The organism is Pseudomonas sp. EL_65y_Pfl1_R83 (assembly GCF_963970695.1).
Taxonomy (GTDB): Bacteria; Pseudomonadota; Gammaproteobacteria; order Pseudomonadales; family Pseudomonadaceae; genus Aquipseudomonas; species Aquipseudomonas tritici.
In genome coordinates, this window is record NZ_CAXAQI010000003.1 from 92,025 (window position 1) to 107,143 (window position 15,119).

Genomic DNA, 15,119 nt, shown 5'->3' on the forward strand with positions numbered 1-15,119 from the left:
GAGTGCGTAGTGAAGTTTTTAGTGTTGCTGATGCTCAGCCTTTTTCCCGTGTGGTCCCAGGCCGTTGAAGTGGGTGAGCGCCTGGCGCCCTGGACGTTGCTGGATCAATTCGACCAGCCCTACACCCTGAATGACCAAGCGCAGATCTTGCTGGTGGCGCGCAGCATGGAAGCCGCCAAATGGGTGGATACGGCACTGCAAGGGCAGCCCAAGGGGTATCTGGAGGCAAGGCGCGGGGTGTTTGTCGCCGATATCCAGCGCATGCCCCGACTGATCGCCAAACTGTTCGCAGTGCCGGCCATGCAGTCCTATAACTACCGGGTCATGCTGGACCGTGACGCGCGCATCGCGCCGCGTTATCCGGGCCCTGTGGATAAGGTGCTGTGGCTGCAACTGGATAACGGCAAGCTGGTCGCGCAACGCGAATACAGCTCTGGCGCTGAGCTGCGCCAAGCCCTGGAGCAGGTGAAACCGTGATCAGTGCGGCCGTGTTGGCGCCGCAAACCCTTGGCATCGGCTGGCTGTTGTGCGCGCCGGTGGTGCTGTGGGCAATCTTGCGTTCGCCATGGGTCGAGTTGTTTGCCGACCGGCGGCGTCAGCATTTGCTGTTCGGCACGGTGTTCGCGTTGTTCATGCTGTGGCTGGTACGGCGGGATTTCGATACCGGTGTGTCCTACCACTTTATCGGCATGACTGCCGTCACCCTGCTGCTGGATTGGCCTCTGGCGATCGTCGGCGGCTTTGCTGCCCAGGTGGGCCTGATGTTGTTGGGGCGCCAGGACCTGGCCGCCCTTGGTGTCAACGGCTTGCTGCTTATCGGGCTGCCAGTGTTGGTTACCGAGGGCTGCGCATTGCTGGTCGAGCGTGCGCAACCGCGCAATCCCTTTGTGTATATCTTCTGCTCCGGCTTTTTTGCCGCCGCACTGTCGGCGTTGCTCTGCCTGTTGTTCGGGCTTGGGCTGTTGTGGTTCGACGGTCTTTTTGCCATGCCGGAATGGCTGGAGGATTTCGTCGGTTATCTGTGGTTGATCATCTTTCCAGAGGCCTTTATCAACGGCATGGTCATCAGCGCTTTGGTGGTGTTTTGCCCGGAATGGCTGGAGACCTTCAACCGTACTCGCTACCTCTCGGCGCCCTGGAAGGGCGACGATTCACAGCGTTGACCCAGATCAAATCCCGCGTAGCCGAGCAGGCCCATGCTCTGCGAAGTTTTCCTAGGCAAGGCGGGGGCACGATCATGAGTGTGTACGAGTGGGCACGGCAGGAGTTGCGCAGAAGCCAGGATGCGGCACAGGAAATTGGTTTTGACCCAGGCTTGACCCTGCGCGCCATGCTCAGTGCGGTGGTGCAGCAGAGCAAGGGTGTGCGCAGTTTTGAAGACCTGGCCGACGAGCTGCAATACCTTGCAGAGAACCTCGACGACCAGCAGGAATACGCCTTTATGCGCCCTTAATGGCGCGGCGGCAGGTCTTCGGAAAACAGCTCGTCTTCGGCATCCGGAGCCACCGGGATTTTGTGTTCCTCGGCCGCCCAGGCGCCGAGGTCGATGAGCTTGCAACGGTCCGAGCAGAACGGCCGGTTGAGGTTGGTCGCTTTCCATTCCAGGGGTGCGCCGCAGGTTGGGCAATCGACGGTCAAGGGTTGGCTCATGTTCGGCCTCCACGCAAAGTAAGGTAAAAGTGGTGCAGTCGCTCGACCTCGCTGTGCAGCCAGGCGAGGTCCTTGTCGTTGACCAGTATGTCATCGGCATGGTTCAGGCGGTCTTCACGGCTTGACTGCGCCTTGAGGATTGCCTGTACCTGTTGTTCGGTGATGCCGTCGCGCTGCAGGGTACGCTGAATCTGCAGCGATTGCGGCACGTCGATCACCAGGATGCGTTGGGTCATGCTGTTCTGGCCTGACTCAACCAGCAGCGGCGATACCAGGATTGCGTAAGGCGACTGCGCGAGCGCCAGGTGGTTGCGAATCTCCTCGCCAATCAACGGGTGTAGCAAGGCTTCAAGCCAGCGGCGCTCTTCGGGTACTTCAAAGATCAGCTTGCGCAATGCAGCGCGGTCCAACTGGCCGTCAGGCTGCAGCACGCTGGCACCGAAGTGCTCGGCGATGCGCGCCAGTGCCGGCCGGCCAGGCTCGACCACCCAGCGGGCGGCGTGGTCGGCGTCCACCAGGTCAATACCCAGGTCAATAAAGTGTTGGGCGGCCGCGCTTTTGCCGCTGCCGATGCCGCCGGTGAGGCCGAGAATCCAGGGTGCTGCAACAGAAGTGGTCATCTGAAACCGACAGACTGCAAATAGAAGTCGGTTATTTGACCACCCCAGAGCAATGCAATCCAGCCGGCAATTGCCAGATACGGACCAAACGGCATGGGCGCCGATGCCTGGGTCTTGCGCAGACGCATCAGGATCAAGCCTGCGCACACCCCAAGCAGGGACGACATCAACAGCGTCATCGGCAGGATCTGCCAGCCACCCCAGGCGCCGAGCAGCGCCAGTAACTTGAAGTCGCCGTGGCCCATGCCGTCCTTGCCAGTGACCAACTTGAACAGCCAGAACACGCTCCATAGGCTCATATACCCGATCACCGCGCCCAACAGGGCGTCCGGCAATGTCGTCAACAGGCCCAACCCGTTGATGATCAGACCCAGCCATAACAACGGCATCACCAACGCATCGGGCAACAGTTGATGGTCTGCATCGATCAGGCTCATCGCCAACAATCCCCAACTCAGCACCATCACCGCTCCCGCCTGCCAGCCAAAGCCGAAATGCCAGGCCACCCAGGCCGAGATCAGCCCGCACGCCAGTTCTGTAAGTGGATAGCGGGCGCTGATCGCGCTCTGGCAATGGGCGCAACGCCCTCTGAGAAGCAGATAACTGAGTAGCGGGATGTTTTCCCAGGGACGTATCGGATGATTGCAGTGCGGACAGCAGGAGTTGGGATGCATCAAATTGTAAGTCGGCCCGGCAGGCTCAGCGGGCAAACCGAGCACTTCATGGGCCTGGGCGCGCCATTCACGCTCGAGCATTTTCGGCAAGCGCCACACCACCACATTGAGAAAACTGCCAATCACCAGCCCCAATACCAATGCCATCATGACAAAAGCCAATGGGTGTTCACCCAGCAGCAGGTTCAAAAGGCACTCCCCAATTGGAAGACCGGCAGGTACATGGCGATCACCAGCGCGCCAACGATACCCCCCAATACCACCATGATCAGCGGTTCCATCAGGCTGGTGAGGTTGTCGACCAAGTTGTCCACATCGGCCTCGTAATGGCTGGCGACCTTTTCCAGCATGCAGTCCAGTGTGCCCGACTCTTCGCCGATGGCCGTCATCTGGATCGCCATTGCGGGAAACAGTCCGCTGGCGACCATGGATTGATTCAGTTGCATGCCAGTGGATACATCGTGTCGCATATGTTCGATTGCCTGTTTGAACGGTCCTGAACCGGCAGCACCAGCCACAGATTCCAGTGCCTGCACCAACGGAACGCCGGCGGCAAAGGTGGTGGAAAGCGTGCGGGCATAGCGAGCCACGGCTGATTTGCTCAGCAGTTTGCCTGCCAGAGGCATTTTCAACAAACCGGTGTCCAGCCATAGACGAAAAGCAGGCAAGGCACGATAGGCGTGGCGCAATCCCAGAGCTCCCGCAAGAGCGCCCAGCGCCATGATCCACCAGGCTTTCTGGATGAACTCGGACAGAGCGATAACCTGCAAGGTAAAACCGGGCAGCTTGCCGTCGACCCCGGCAAACAGGTTCTGGAACTGCGGTACGACGTGGATCAATAGAACGCCGGTGACAACGCTGGCCACCACCAGCACGGCGATCGGGTAGGTCATGGCCTTTTTGATCCTGGCCTTTAATTGCTCGTTCTTTTCCCGATGTATTGCCACGCGCTCCAGCAGTGTTTCCAGTGCCCCGGCCTGTTCACCGGCCGCCACCAGGTTGCAATACAGCTCATCGAAATAGCGCGGTTGTTTGCGCAACGCTTCGGCCAGGCTGGAGCCGGCGGCGATCGCCTGTTTCAACCCTTGCACCTGCTCACGCACAGCTCGGTTGTCGAAGCCTTCGCCGATGATGTCGAAGGCTTGCAGAAGAGGAATGCCGGCCTTCAGCAGTGTGGCCAGCTGGCGAGTGAGTAGGGTGATGTCTGTCGATTTGATCGACGGTGCCAAGCTTGGCAACACGGCAGATTGCTTGCGCACCAGGCCTGGGCTGATGCCTTGCCGGCGCAACTGAGCCTTGACCAAGGCGGGGTTGTGCCCTGCGGTTTGCCCGGACACCTTACGTCCTTTACGGTTGATGCCTTCCCAGGCGTACAGCGTTGAAGCGTTATCCATGACAGGGTTCCGCAGAGAGGTCGTCGAAGATTTATAGCTTAGTCAGGTGACGGATTCGGGCAGGCTGGCAGCGCAGGATAAAATGTCAGAATGTGCGTCCAGTGCGCGATTGAGCGCTTGCGGATGAGTACACTGGCGCCGCTGCACAACACGGGGCGCAGGAAGCGCCTTGTCATGAGTTCTATTCTGGAGAATGAAAGTGATGCGTCAGAAAGGTTTTACTTTGATCGAGTTGTTGATCGTCGTGGCAATCATCGGCATCTTGGCCACCATCGGCCTGCCCATGTACACCACCCACCAGGCCAAGGCCAAGTTCACCGCCGGGTTGGCTGAAATCACCGCGTTGAAGCCTGGGTATGAAGACACCCTCAACCAAGGCACCGTACCCACGCTGGCGTTGATCGGTGGCGTCAGCCCAACCGCCAATTGCAAGATCGATGTGGCAGGGGATGTGGCGACGGGCGCGGGTTCCATCAGTTGCGAAATACTCGACGCTCCCGCGCCAGTACTGGGCAAGACCATCAGCCTGACGCGCAACGCCACCACTGGTTGGAAATGCACCACCACCGCTGACGCGAAATATATCGCCAAGGGCTGCGGCGCCGACGGTGCATAACTGCTAAACCCTCCACAGGGAAGTTGAGGTGGCCGATGTATTTATCCGTACAGCAGCGTGGCAGTATTTTTCTGGTAGCAGTGGTGTGTCTGCTGGTTGTCGGAATTTGTGCACCGTTCAGTGGGCATGATTTACAGCGGGCGATGCAGATTGCCATCGGGGCTTGTGCGGTGCTGTATGGGCTGTTGGTCGCCCCCGTTGAACGGTTGGTAGACCGGCCTACCGCCCTGGGCCTGGCGCTGATTATTGGGCTGGGCCTGGTGTCATCGACGCTGGCCCACCAGACGCTCTGGGCACTGGCCGAAGTGGCTTTATTTGTCAGCTGCGGTGCGATTGCCGTGGCATTTGCCTTGCTGCGTCGCCAGGGCGGTGAGCCTTTGGATCGCGCCTTGATCCTGGTGGTGGTGCTGCTGTGCCTGATCAAGTCGATTCAATACGTGTATGCGGGCGCACTCGCGTTCGCCAGCGCCGAGCGGACGCTGGACCCTGACTTGCTGCTCTCTGGCTTTTCCAACAAGCGATTCTACGGCCAGTTCCAGACGTTCACCCTGCCATTGCTGGCGCTTCCCTTGTTGATCCCGACTCTCTCGCGCTCGCTCAAAGTTGCGGTGTTTGCGTTGCTGTGCGTGTGGTGGCTGATCGCAATTGGTGGCGGCACACGCGGCACCTGGCTTGGCATGGGCGCGGCGGGTGTGGTGTTGGCGGTGTTGGGGCCATGGGGTCGGCGCTGGCTGGGGTGGCAGCTGGCCGCAGTGCTTGGCGGGCTGTTGTTGTACTGGCTGGTGTTTACAGTGTTAGCGGATTACCTGGGGATCGAACTCGCCAGTAGCGCCAGCGATCGCCTCACCCTCTCGTTGTCGGGACGCGGGCCGATCTGGTGGCAGGGATGGCATATGCTCACCGAGCGGCCAGGGCTGGGTTTCGGGCCTATGCATTTTGCCGATATCACCAACAGGATTGCCGCTCACCCCCACCAGGCCATCCTGCAATGGGCCAGTGAATGGGGTGTGCCATCGGCTCTGTGCGTCGCGGTGTTGGCGTGGCGAGGCGGCTGGGCCACATTCGGTATATTGCGTGAGCGCGCGCTGAGCGCCGAGCGTGCGGACCTGCTGCGGCTATGCCTGTTTGCATCGGTGGTTGGCGCGTTGGTGCAGTCCATGGTCGATGGCGTGATTGTGATGCCCAACTCCCAGGTTTGGCTGGCGCTGGTGGTGGGCTGGTTGATGGCGCTGCATGTGTGGCGAACGCCGCCGACCGCTGAGCTGCCATTGGCCCGGAGTGCTTGGAAAACGCTCAGTGTGCTGGCCGTTGGTCTGTTGATTTTTATTGTCGCGCGCGATGTACCTCACATCAAGCAAGCGCAGCAGCAGTACCTGGACGGCCATGACACCTTCCTGCAACCGCGCTTCTGGGCCCAAGGTGTGATTGCCCGTTGACGCCGGCAAGTTGCCGGACTTCCGATGCAGTGCTAGCTTTAGCCCACCGCCCGTGTAGCTCAGCCGGTAGAGCAGCGCACTCGTAACGCGAAGGTCGCAGGTTCGATTCCTGTCTCGGGCAAAAAGGCAACAAAGGCAGCACGTTTTCAGTTGATCCCAGAATGGTTCTGAAGGCCAGACGAGCCGGCATTCGCGCCCGCTCATTTGTATCTGCGCAAACCTTGATGACCCAGATGCATCCCCATTCCTCGATCTAAGAGAACACACATGACCACGACTGAAATGACCCAGGAAGCTCGGCACGAAGAAGCACTCAAGAAATACCTTGAGGACACGCCGCAGCTTAAAGAAGAAATCAAGGACCTGAGCGCCGATGATCAGCGCGATCAGATTCAGTGGGCATTCGAGGACGAGGCCGAGAGCCAGGGCCTTCAGCCTTGGGAGCTGACCCTCAAGTACACCTCGACACCGGAAGCATTCGAAGCGGCACGGCTGGTCTTGCACAAAGAGGCGGCCGAGGTGCTGGGTGTCGATTGGGAAGAGTACTGCGAGATGAATAACTTAGTGGTCTGAGCGTGTAGTGAGCGGGCTTGCCCGCTCACTACACAAGCATTTCTGAGTGTTTTAGATACTCAGCCGCATCGACAAATCCACCGCCTTCACATCCTTGGTCATGGCGCCGATTGAGATGTAGTCCACCCCGGTCTCTGCGATAGGCAGCAGGGTGCTTTCGTTGATCCCGCCACTGGCCTCCAGCTTCGCCTTTCCGCCGTTCAGGCGCACGGCTTCACGCATATCGTCCAGGCTCAACTCATCGAGCATGATGATATCCGCGCCCGCTGCCAGGGCTTCGCGCAGTTCATGCAGGCTTTCCACTTCGACTTCCACCGGCTTGCCGGGTGCGATCTTGTGGGCGGCCGTGATCGCCTGGGCAATGCCCCCGCAGGCGGCGATATGATTTTCCTTGATCAGGAACGCGTCATATAAACCGATACGGTGGTTGTGGCAGCCGCCGCAGGTTACCGCGTACTTCTGCGCCAGGCGCAGGCCCGGCAGAGTTTTGCGGGTATCGAGCAGCTTGACCTGGGTACTGGCGACAAAATCTGCCAGGAATTGGGCGCGGGTCGCGACCCCGGACAGCAACTGCAGAAAATTCAACGCGCTACGTTCGCCGCTGAGCAGCGAGCGTGCCGGACCTTCCAGGTGGAACAGCGCTTGGTTAGGGCTGACGCGCTCACCGTCGGCGACCTGCCAGTGCACGGCGACCCGCGGGTCCAACTGACGGAATACCGAGTCGACCCAAGCCGTACCCGCGATAACAGCGGCGTCGCGCGTGATGATGGTGGCGGTGGCCAGTCGTTCGGCCGGGATCAACTGCGCAGTGATGTCGCCGCTGCCGATGTCTTCCAGCAGTGCGCGGCGCACGTTGGCTTCGATTTCGGCGGTGAGGTCGGCAAGACGGAGATTCGGCATAACAGGCTCCACAAACAAAGTGCCCCGATTATAGGGGCAGTGCGCGTTTGAACCCAGGCTCACCCCTCATTTACCGTGCGATGGCAGAGTTTGCTGGCGCAACCCACCTCATTTGCAAGATAATCTTGCGCCTTTCAATTGGCGTCATAGCTTTGACGTTTAGACAAATACCGCCGTTTCAGGAGGCCAGGATGCACAATGACGGAAAGGTGGTGCCAATCAAAAAGGCACACGCCACGGCATCGCCGCTCGCCCGACTTCCGGTGGTGTTGCTGCAGGTCCGCGACAAGGCGGTGCAACAGTTGCAGCAAGGGCTGCAGGAACTGTTCGATAACGCCGATGACACGTTGTTCGAAATGGCCGACAGGTCGCGCAACATGCTTGACCACCATATTTTCTTTGAAGCCATGCGCGACCTGCGCCTTAAGCGCAAGAATTTTGAGCGCGTGTTCCTGGAGCAGCTGTTTGAAGCCTTCGCCAGCCTGGGCCAGGCGGGGCAGGGAGAGCTGCAACGGGTGCCGGTGGTTTCCTATGACGCGCCGCCTGGTTCATCCAAGGATGCCCTGGAAAAAATCGTGGCGCTTGAAGCCATGCTCGGCCGGGTGCGACAGCGTGACGGCCTGGCCCTTAGCCAACTCACTGCGCGATTGAGCGCATTACTGGGCAATCGCCTGGATGAGCGTGAGAACCCGCTGGGGCCCGCGCTGCTGTGTGAGTTTTTCCTGCAGGCGGGACGCAGCCTCGGTGTGGAGATTCGCGTCAAACTGATCATGCTCAAGCTCTTTGAAAAATACGTGCTCAGTGACGCCGGCCAGTTGTATGGCGAAGCCAATCAATTGCTGGTCGCGACCGGCGTATTGCCGGAACTCAAGGCCGTACCGTCCCCTCGGCTTGAGGCGCGTGCGGCCCTCGAACACGCGCGCGAAGAGGCTTCGCCGGCCGCCGATCAGCCCGTCGACGAAAATGGCCAGGAAGCTTTCGCCGCGCTCCAGAAATTACTCACAGCGGTACGCGGCAGCGTGGCGCCAACGCTTGAGGCCAGTGCCGAACCGCTGCCTATTTCCACCCGTGACCTGTTACGCCTGCTGTCCCACTTGCAGCAGTACGTGCCGGAGCCTGAGGCCGAAGACGATTTCGACCTGTGTAACCAGCTTGAACAGTTGCTCACCCGTGTCAGCGTCAAGAGTGGTAAGTCGCGGGTCGTAGAGGATGCGGACGAAGACGTAATCAACCTGGTCGCGCTGTTATTCGAATTTATCCTCAACGACCTCACCGTGCCCGGTGCCTTCAAGGCTGTGATCGGTCGCCTGCAGATCCCGATGCTGAAAGTCGCGTTGCTCGACAAGAGCTTTTTCAGCCGCGCCGGTCACCCGGCACGACGCTTGCTCAATGAAATCGCGGCCGCCGTCATGGGCAGCAGTCCGTGTGAAGACTACCAGCGCGACCACCTTTATCTGCGTATCGAGCAGGTCGTGCAGCGTTTGCTCAATGAGTTCGTCGAAGACCCGGCGATTTTCCCCCAATTGCTCGCAGAGTTCAGCGCGTTTACCGCCGATGAACGGCGGCGCAGCGACCTGCTTGAACAGCACACCCGCGATGCCGAAGCTGGACACGTGCGCACCGAAGCCGTACGCCAGCGCGTGGCCGATGTGCTTAATCGACTGTTGTTGGGCAAGGTCCTGCCGCGTCCGGTGGTGCAGTTCCTGCAGCAGGCATGGAGCCAGGTGTTGTTGCTGGCCAGTCTCAAGCATGGTGAGCAGTCGGTGCAATGGCAAGCGGCGTTGAGCACCATGGATGAGCTGATCTGGAGCGTCAGCCTGCAGCAAGACACCGAAGCCGGGCGCCATTTGCTGGAGCAACTGCCTGGCTTGCTCAAGGCCTTGCGCGATGGGTTGACCAGTGCCGCGTTCGACCCGTTCAGCACCCGTGAATTCTTTCTGCGCTTGCAGGCCTTGCACGTCCAGGCGCCCGAAGGCATGGAAGATCTGATCGAAGTGCGCGAGCCGTTTGTCCTCAGCGCGACGTCGCCCGCCCCGGTCATCGACCTGCCGGGCAACGACCCGGACTTGCTCAGGGCTCAAGAACTAAAGGTGGGTAGCTGGGTGGTGTTCCAGACGGACGCGACCAGCCCACTGCGGTGCAAGCTGACGGCGATCATGGCACCGGCCAACACGTATATCTTCACCAGCCGCACGGGGCTCAAGGTGCTGGAGAAGAGTACCGGCCAGTTGGCGCTGGCGTTCAAGCGCGGCACGCTGCATTCCTTGGACGACGGCCCCCTGTTCGAGCGCGCGCTGGCCGCGGTGTTGAATAAACTGCGTCAACTCAATCGCGGCAAGTGATCGCAACCAGAGGGTCGAACGCGGCATACTGGTCATACGTTGTCTCGTTCAAGGAACCTGTATGCAGTTGGACCCCACCAGCGGTTGGTGCCAGGGCATTCGTCATTGCCCTTCGCCCAACTTCAACGAGCGCCCCGCAGGCGAAATCTCACTGTTGGTGGTGCATAACATCAGCTTGCCACCGGCGCAGTTCGCCACCGGTAAAGTGCAGGAGTTTTTCCAGAACCGCCTGGATGTCACGGAACATCCCTACTTTGAAGGGATTGCCGACCTACGGGTGTCTGCGCATTTTCTGATTGAGCGCGATGGCACGGTGACGCAGTTTGTCTCCTGCCTCGACCGCGCCTGGCATGCCGGGGTTTCGTATTTCGAGGGCCGGGAAACCTGTAATGACTTTTCCCTGGGGGTAGAGCTGGAAGGCACGGATAATCAGCCCTTCACCGAAGCACAATATGGGTCGCTGATCGACCTGACCCGCCAATTGCTGGCGGCCTACCCAGGCATCACCCCCCAGCGCATTTGTGGTCACAGCGATATCGCGCCGGGACGCAAGACCGATCCCGGCCCCGCTTTTGATTGGACGCGCTTTCGCAGCGCCCTGCAGGATGGAGGACACGCACGATGAGTTTTCTGGTGTTGGTACTGGCCGTATGGATCGAGAAGTTCTCGGCCCTGCGCCAGCGGTTGCAGCGCGATGGTGGTTGGCTGCGCGAACTGGCCAAGCTGGAATCGAGCCCGAGCATGGGCAAGCGTCCCTGGCTGATTCTGGTAGTGCTGGTGTTGTTGCCGGTGGCATTGCTGGCGTTGTTGCTGCTGGTGCTGGAGCCGGTGGCCTACGGCCTGTTGGCGCTGCCGGTGCACCTGGTAGTGCTGATCTACAGCCTGGGCCGTGGTGATCTGCTCGCTGGGCTCGGTCCGTTTCGCGATGCCTGGCGCCGTGGCGACCTGCAAGCTGCCGAGCACGTGGCCGAACGTGACCTGAACCTCAGCGCCGACAGTGGCGAACAACTGCTCGAATGCGTTCAGGGCCATCTGTTGTGGCAGGCGTACCAGAGCTTTTTTGCGGTGATTTTCTGGTACTTCCTGCTGGGCCCGGTGGCTGCGTTGGCCTATCGCCTGCTTGCCCTGGCCGGTGAGCACAGCAAGAACCCGCTGGTCGCTGAGCGCGCCGGGCAACTGCGCCACGCGTTTGACTGGCTGCCGGTGCGCCTGTTGGCGGCCAGCTTTGCCTTGGTGGGCAATTTCGTCGCGGTTGGCCGCGTGATGCTGCACGAACTGCTGAGCTGGGACATCAGCGCTGCCCAATTGGTGGAAAAAGTCGGCCTGGTCGCCGCCGAAATCCCGCCGCCGGCGGTGGGCGCCGATGGCATCATCAGCCTGGATCGCATATGGGAACTGCTGCTGCGCGCCGCTGTGCTGTGGTACGCCGGGTTTGCCATCTGGGCAGTGTTGCCCTAGTCGAGTGAATGCGGGCACATTATTTTTCGGCAGCCCCGCTGCCGTTAACCTTAAGTTACAAAACTCCCTTTCAAATTGAGCTATACAGATGCTGGCTAACTGCCGCCCTGCGCCTCAATAAAAAAAAGAAAGGGAGTTCACCTGTGAAGAGCTTGCTCTATCCCGCCGTCGCGCTGATGAACCGCCTGAGCTTCGGCATGAAGTTCAGCTTGATCAGCGTGCTGTTCCTGCTGCCCATGCTGGCGACCAACTATTACCTGGTGCGCGATTCGTGGCGTGAATTCCAGGGCACACGCGTGGAATTGCAAAGCCTCGACTTGCTCGGCAGCAGCCTGGCCTTGCGCCGCGACCTGGAAACCCTCAACAACCAAGTCCAAATCAACGCCACCCTCGGCCAGTCCGGCAAGGCCGGCGACCTTGAGGGCAAGATCAGCGCATTGGAAGACAGTGTCCTGAGCCGCCTGCAAAGCCTCAGCGCCATGGCGACCGACCCCGAGCAAGTCGCCGCTTTTGACGGCAAGCGCGACGAGTTGATCGCGGCCTTCAAGGCCCAGCAGCAGGAAACGTCGCTGCTGAGCAAAAGTGCACTGATCGGTAAGTTGCTCAACAAGGCACAGATGCTCAGCCAGATCATCGCCAGCCAATCCGGTTTGAGCCGCGACCCCCAGAGCGATCTGCGCCAGCTCAGCGAATTGATCACCAGCGTGACCCCGCAAGTCACGCAGACCCTGGGTGAAGGTCGGGCAATCGGCGCGTATTCCCTGGGCCAAGGCTTTCTTAATTCATCGTCCAGTACGCGCTTTGACGAACTGTTGCAGCAATTGGAAAAACTCCAGGCCGAATATGGCTTGAAGTTGCAGGATGCCTTGGGCGCCAGCAAGGCTGCGCACGCCGCACTCGATGGCCTGGCCAAGGCCAGCAACGCCAGCTTGAAGCAAGGCAGCGAGTTGTTTGAAGAGCAGGTGGTGATGGCGCAAACCCTTGACGCGCCCTGGCAGGGTTTCTATGACGGTGTCAGCCAGCTGATGGCCCAGACCTACCAGTTGGACGACGCCACGCTGGCATTTCTCGGACAGCAGTTGGAGCAACGCCTGGCGCAGAACCGCACGCACATGGTGGTGCTGGTCCTGGCCCTGACGGTGGTGTTCCTGCTGATCTTCTATTTGTACGCAGGGTTTTACGCCTCCACGCGCACAACCCTGCGGCGCCTGGGGGCGATGATGGACAAGGTGGCGGCCGGCGACATGACGGTCGCCTTTGTCGCGGATAGCCGCGATGAGTTGGGCGACCTGGGCCAGGTGTTCAATGGCACCGTCGCGAAGATCCATGACTTGATCGAACGTGTCGGACACACCGTCAGCCAGGTCGAAATCCAAGCCGGCCAGGTGGAAACGGTCTCAGCCCAGAGCAATCAGGCGGTGTCCGGGCAGCGCACGCAGATTGAGCAAGTCGCGACGGCCATGAACCAGATGTCGTCCACTGCCCAGGAAGTCGCACGCAGTGCGGCGGCGGCGGTCAGCAGTGCCCACAGCGTCAACGATGAAACTGTCAGTGGCCGTAGCCTGGTGCAATCCCAGCAGGGCAGCATCGCGCGGCTGGCCTCGGAGATCGATCAGTCGGTGCGGGTGATTAACCAATTGGCCACCGACAGCCAGTCCATCAGCAGCGTGTTGGAAGTGATCAAGAGCATTGCCGAGCAAACCAACCTGCTGGCACTCAACGCCGCCATTGAGGCCGCGCGGGCCGGTGAGCAGGGGCGTGGTTTTGCGGTGGTGGCCGACGAGGTGCGCACCCTGGCCCGGCGTACGCAGCACTCCACAGAAGAAATCGAACAGATGATCAGCCGCTTGCACAGCGGTGTGTCGGCCGCCGTGACGGCCATGGGCAGCAGCCATGAAATGGCCAATGGCACCGTTGAGCAGTCGGAAAGGGTCCAGCAGGCCTTGGAAAATATCCTCGGTGCCGTGGGCATGATCGTCGATCAAAACCAGCAGATCGCTGCGGCCGTGGAGCAACAGACGGCCGTCGCCCACGATATCGACCAGAACATCGTCGCAATCAATCGGGCCGGCGAACATGCCGCCGAGGGCGCGCATCAGACCGAAGCGGCGAGCCGGCAGTTATCGATGCAGGTGAACGAGTTGAAGCAATTGATCGGTGCGTTTCGCGTGTAAGACCTGGGCGTAGGATTTGTCGTCGGATGGCGTGGTGCTTGTCCTGATTTTCCGGCGTCCCTTTTCTGTTCCCCTGAATGGGTGAAAATTGTTTCACTCGATTTCAAGTTCAGGGGAGGCACAGCGATGATCGCTGCAATCGGCATCAAAGGGCACTGCGCCCATTGCGACATCACCTTTGAGCTCAAGCCTTGGCAATTGAATGCCATTGCTATCGAAGAGCCATTCGATTGCCCTTACTGCCAGTGGGTATTGCGATTGAACTGCCCCCGGCAACTGCGTCAGTTCAAGTCCCTGGACCATTGGGCCTTGGTGCGCCCGAGCATGGTGGTCTTGACCTGTATTGTGCTGATTGTGGTGCTGGTCGCGGAGTGGCTGGGGCTGATCAGTGTGATCGGCCAGTTCAACGTCTCGCTGGTGGTGCTGCTGGTGCATTTCCTGGCGTTGCGTTATGCCCGTTACCGCCAACAGCTAACGCTGGACCTGCAAGGGGTCACGCCGAACCTACCAATTGAACAGCTCGCAGGCATTGCGTGTGCTCGCCTCAGCCAGCAATAGCGGGCTGATACCCATGCGCTCGGCCAGGGCGGTGCAGATAGCTGGCAGGTGCTCGGGGCTGTTGCGTTGGCCGGGGAACATGGCCGGTGCCATATCGGGCGAGTCGGTTTCCATCACCACCGCGTCGAGCGGCAGTTGCGCCAATACCTTGTGCATACGCAGTGCCTGGGGCCAGGTAGGGGCGCCGCCCAAGCCCAGCTTGAAGCCGAGCTTAATGTACTCGCGGGCTTCTTCTTGGCTACCGGCAAACGCATGGATGATGCCGCCACGGGGTAGGCGTATGCGCTTGAGGGTGGCGATCACAGCGGCGTGGCTGCGACGTACATGCAGTAACGCTGGCAATTGGAAGTCCACCGCCAGCTTCAGTTGAGCTTCAAACAGGCTCTGCTGGCGTTCGCGGTCCAGTTGCTCGAGAAAGTAATCCAGGCCGATCTCACCGACCGCACACAGTTGCCGATGGCCGTGCAGGCGAGTCAGCCAGTCGCCCAATTCCGACAGGTCGGCGGGACGATGCTCATCAAGGTACACCGGGTGCAGGCCAAAGGCGGCGAACAAACCTTCGTCCGCTTGCACCAGATCCCACACGCGCTGCCAATTTTGCTGATACACCCCCAGCAGCACCATGCGTCGCACACCCAACGCCCGGCAATGACTGAGGACGTCCCGGCGATCGCTGTCGAAATCCGCAAAGTCCAGGTGGGTGTGGGTGTCGATCAACTCCACG

17 protein-coding genes, 1 tRNA gene and 1 pseudogene are annotated in these 15,119 nt (G+C 60.2%); 13 read left to right on the forward strand and 6 right to left on the reverse strand.

From position 1 onward, the window contains the following. Positions 1-9 precede the first annotated feature (9 nt). The 3 genes from AACY08_RS04840 (at position 10) to AACY08_RS04850 (ending at position 1,453) form a co-directional block, all read left to right on the forward strand. Entirely contained in the window at positions 10-477 is a 468-nt protein-coding gene (locus tag AACY08_RS04840; RefSeq protein WP_339468385.1) for an FAD/FMN-containing dehydrogenase, read from the forward strand. Then, positions 474-1,163, forward strand: coding sequence for an energy-coupling factor ABC transporter permease (locus AACY08_RS04845; RefSeq protein ID WP_339468386.1), 690 nt, complete (start codon positions 474-476; stop codon positions 1,161-1,163). Before AACY08_RS04840 ends, AACY08_RS04845 begins: the two co-directional genes overlap by 4 nt. A 74-nt stretch (positions 1,164-1,237) precedes the next feature. Then, positions 1,238-1,453 carry a hypothetical protein gene (locus AACY08_RS04850; RefSeq protein WP_003171680.1) on the forward strand — a complete coding sequence of 72 codons (216 nt, stop codon included), beginning with the start codon at positions 1,238-1,240 and terminating at the stop codon, positions 1,451-1,453. Here the strand turns inward: AACY08_RS04850 and yacG are convergent. Genes yacG through AACY08_RS04870 form a run of 4 tightly spaced genes read right to left on the reverse strand, consistent with a single transcriptional unit; the run spans position 1,450 to position 4,338 of the window. After that, on the reverse strand, positions 1,450-1,650 hold the full coding sequence (yacG, locus tag AACY08_RS04855; protein ID WP_339468388.1) for a DNA gyrase inhibitor YacG: 201 nt from the start codon (positions 1,648-1,650) through the stop codon (positions 1,450-1,452). The two genes, AACY08_RS04850 and yacG, sit on opposite strands and share 4 nt — an antisense overlap. After that, positions 1,647-2,270, reverse strand: coding sequence for a dephospho-CoA kinase (coaE, locus tag AACY08_RS04860; RefSeq protein ID WP_339468390.1), 624 nt, complete (start codon positions 2,268-2,270; stop codon positions 1,647-1,649). Before coaE ends, yacG begins: the two co-directional genes overlap by 4 nt. Further along, positions 2,267-3,133 carry a prepilin peptidase gene (locus tag AACY08_RS04865; RefSeq protein WP_339468392.1) on the reverse strand — a complete coding sequence of 289 codons (867 nt, stop codon included), beginning with the start codon at positions 3,131-3,133 and terminating at the stop codon, positions 2,267-2,269. Before AACY08_RS04865 ends, coaE begins: the two co-directional genes overlap by 4 nt. Continuing rightward, the gene (locus AACY08_RS04870) at positions 3,130-4,338 is read right to left on the reverse strand and encodes a type II secretion system F family protein (RefSeq protein WP_339468394.1); all 1,209 of its coding nucleotides are present in this window, start codon (positions 4,336-4,338) and stop codon (positions 3,130-3,132) included. The genes AACY08_RS04865 and AACY08_RS04870 overlap by 4 nt, the downstream gene beginning before the upstream one ends. A 202-nt stretch (positions 4,339-4,540) precedes the next feature. Between AACY08_RS04870 and AACY08_RS04875 the strand changes: the two genes are divergently transcribed. The 4 genes from AACY08_RS04875 (at position 4,541) to AACY08_RS04890 (ending at position 6,963) form a co-directional block, all read left to right on the forward strand. Beyond that, on the forward strand, positions 4,541-4,954 hold the full coding sequence (locus tag AACY08_RS04875) for a pilin (protein ID WP_339417595.1): 414 nt from the start codon (positions 4,541-4,543) through the stop codon (positions 4,952-4,954). A gap of 35 nt (positions 4,955-4,989) precedes the next feature. After that, the gene (locus tag AACY08_RS04880) at positions 4,990-6,390 is read left to right on the forward strand and encodes an O-antigen ligase family protein (protein WP_339468395.1); all 1,401 of its coding nucleotides are present in this window, start codon (positions 4,990-4,992) and stop codon (positions 6,388-6,390) included. A gap of 48 nt (positions 6,391-6,438) precedes the next feature. Beyond that, positions 6,439-6,511 (forward strand) — tRNA-Thr (locus AACY08_RS04885). Between the two features lie 146 nt (positions 6,512-6,657). After that, the gene (locus AACY08_RS04890) at positions 6,658-6,963 is read left to right on the forward strand and encodes a DUF6388 family protein (RefSeq protein ID WP_339468396.1); all 306 of its coding nucleotides are present in this window, start codon (positions 6,658-6,660) and stop codon (positions 6,961-6,963) included. A gap of 51 nt (positions 6,964-7,014) precedes the next feature. Here the strand turns inward: AACY08_RS04890 and nadC are convergent, their stop codons facing one another. Beyond that, entirely contained in the window at positions 7,015-7,863 is an 849-nt protein-coding gene (gene nadC, locus AACY08_RS04895) for a carboxylating nicotinate-nucleotide diphosphorylase (RefSeq protein ID WP_339427177.1), read from the reverse strand. A 191-nt stretch (positions 7,864-8,054) separates the two neighbouring features. Between nadC and AACY08_RS04900 the strand changes: the two genes are divergently transcribed. The 6 genes and pseudogenes from AACY08_RS04900 to AACY08_RS04920 all read left to right on the forward strand — a co-directional run bounded on the left by AACY08_RS04900 (position 8,055) and on the right by AACY08_RS04920 (position 14,395). Next, complete coding sequence (locus AACY08_RS04900) at positions 8,055-10,205, forward strand: DUF1631 domain-containing protein (RefSeq protein ID WP_339468398.1); 2,151 nt, start codon at positions 8,055-8,057, stop codon at positions 10,203-10,205. 61 nt (positions 10,206-10,266) lie between these two features. Next, entirely contained in the window at positions 10,267-10,830 is a 564-nt protein-coding gene (ampD, locus tag AACY08_RS04905; RefSeq protein ID WP_339468399.1) for a 1,6-anhydro-N-acetylmuramyl-L-alanine amidase AmpD, read from the forward strand. Next, positions 10,827-11,663, forward strand: a complete 837-nt coding sequence (gene ampE, locus AACY08_RS04910; protein WP_339468401.1) for a regulatory signaling modulator protein AmpE — start codon at positions 10,827-10,829, stop codon at positions 11,661-11,663. Before ampD ends, ampE begins: the two co-directional genes overlap by 4 nt. Before the next feature lie 1,112 nt (positions 11,664-12,775). Further along, positions 12,776-12,979, forward strand: a pseudogene (locus tag AACY08_RS30345) (HAMP domain-containing protein); the annotation flags it as partial. A gap of 153 nt (positions 12,980-13,132) precedes the next feature. Continuing rightward, positions 13,133-13,837, forward strand: coding sequence for a methyl-accepting chemotaxis protein (locus tag AACY08_RS30350; protein ID WP_445262018.1), 705 nt, complete (start codon positions 13,133-13,135; stop codon positions 13,835-13,837). A gap of 126 nt (positions 13,838-13,963) precedes the next feature. After that, the gene (locus tag AACY08_RS04920) at positions 13,964-14,395 is read left to right on the forward strand and encodes a hypothetical protein (protein ID WP_339468403.1); all 432 of its coding nucleotides are present in this window, start codon (positions 13,964-13,966) and stop codon (positions 14,393-14,395) included. On the opposite strand, the gene AACY08_RS04925 is transcribed toward AACY08_RS04920, so the two are convergent. After that, the gene (locus AACY08_RS04925; RefSeq protein WP_339468404.1) at positions 14,342-15,118 is read right to left on the reverse strand and encodes a TatD family hydrolase; all 777 of its coding nucleotides are present in this window, start codon (positions 15,116-15,118) and stop codon (positions 14,342-14,344) included. The genes AACY08_RS04920 and AACY08_RS04925 overlap by 54 nt on opposite strands. Position 15,119: the final 1 nt, after the last annotated feature.